The sequence below is a fragment of the Micromonospora sp. NPDC023966 genome, from assembly GCF_040639095.1.
Taxonomy (GTDB): domain Bacteria; phylum Actinomycetota; class Actinomycetes; order Mycobacteriales; family Micromonosporaceae; genus Micromonospora.
In genome coordinates this window covers 1-1,612 of record NZ_JBEZZJ010000082.1, presented here as the reverse complement: position 1 = coordinate 1,612, position 1,612 = coordinate 1, and the positions used below count along the sequence as shown (strand labels likewise).

Below are 1,612 nucleotides of genomic sequence, written 5' to 3'. Positions count from 1 at the left end.
TAAGCTTGATCTTTAACCCTCGTGTTGTTTACGTGCTGCGATGGTCAGGTCACGCTTGATGGTTTTGCCGACGTCGTGGTGGGGTGCGGCCCGGCGGTTGCGGGTGCCGGGTGGCCGTCCGGGGCCGGGTGTTGCGGGTTTCGGTGCGCTGGCGGGCAGGGCGCTGGTGGGGCGGATGTTCCGGAACCCGCGGCGGACGCGGGCGGGGGTGAGCCGTCCGGGTGGTGCGGGCTTCTCCCAGGGGCGGCGTAGGTCGGCGGCCAGGGGGCGGGCCAGGCGGAGTTGGGTGTGCGCGGCGATGATCAGCCAGGTCCAGCGGTCGGCGGCTTGCGGGGTGCGGATCTTCGGGCGGGTCCAGCCGAGGGTCTGTTTGAACAGGCGGAAGGTGTGTTCCAGGTCGAAGCGGCGCAGGAAGGCCTGCCACCAGCGGTCGACATCGGTGGCGGTGGCGCCGGTGGCGGAGCACCACAGCCATACCGGCTTGGGGTCACGGTCGCCGGGTAGGTGGTCGACCTGCAGCCGGATCAGGGTGCCTTCGATGATCGGCAGGTCACCGTGGTGGTCGATCCAGCAGGTGCGGCGGGTCAACCTGGGGTGCAGCCGGTCCCACGCGGCTGCTCGCGCGGTGCCATAGCGCGTGGTCGCAGTGGTGGTGACGTGGTGCGGCGCCGGCCAGGTAGCCGGATCGGCCAGGGCGAACTCGCCGCCGTGTTTGCGGGGACGGCCGATGGTGCCCGCCGCCCTGGCCGGCTTGGGCAGCCGTAGGACACGGTCGGAACGGATCCGGCCGACCAGCACCACGGGTAGATCGGCCAGCAGCCAGGCCAGCCGGGCGGTGTCGTAGCCGGTGTCGGCCACGATCAGGATGTCCGGGTCGCCGGGCCGCCAGTGCCCGACGGCGATGAGCCTGTCCACGACATCACGCAGCTGGGCGGCGGTGACGGCGGTGGCGTCATCGGCCGGACCCAGCCGCACCGCGTCCAGGACCTGCGTCCACGACGTGCGGCCGGTCTCCAGCGCGGCCACCAACGAGTACGGCCAGCCCGGGATCAGCTGAGCCTGCCCCTTGCCCCGGGCGTAGACGTGGCAGAACAGCCGGTCCGGCGATGTTGCCGCGTCCGGGCGCAGCCAGTTACTGACATCGACCGCGAGGACGATCCGACCGTCCGCGGTCCTCGGCAGCGGAAGGCCGGCCAGCGTCGTGCGTAGCCTGCGGATGTCGAGGCGGCCGCTGTTCAACCCGTCGTACAAGGCGCCGTGACCACGCCGGTGCTCCGCCGCAAGCGACAGATCGACCAGGCTATGCACCGGCCCGTCGGTGCACAGGACCGCGTCGGTCAGCTCGAACAACGCGTCCGCCCGGCGCACCAAGCACTCGTAAAAGTCCCGGCGGAGGCCCGCCAGCACCGCCGCCGGATCACTCACGGGCGTGTCGGGTAACACCAGCCCAGCCACGTAGTCCACAATCGTGGCCACGGCCACCGTCCTTGTTCTTCACGTCCTTGCCAGGGAACCGAAGGATCATCAGACGGTGGCCGGCTTCCGTCTCCACGACACGCCGAGCCCACAAAGGACTATCTCGCCCGCCGAGACGCCAGGGTTAAAGAACAAG

General features: G+C 70.3%; 1 protein-coding gene. It reads right to left on the bottom strand.

All coding sequences use genetic code 11. The features are described 5' to 3' along the window. Positions 1-12 precede the first annotated feature (12 nt). Positions 13-1,446 carry an NF041680 family putative transposase gene (locus AB0F68_RS35190; protein WP_357346208.1) on the bottom strand — a complete coding sequence of 478 codons (1,434 nt, stop codon included), beginning with the start codon at positions 1,444-1,446 and terminating at the stop codon, positions 13-15. Between the last annotated feature and the right edge of the window lie 166 nt (positions 1,447-1,612).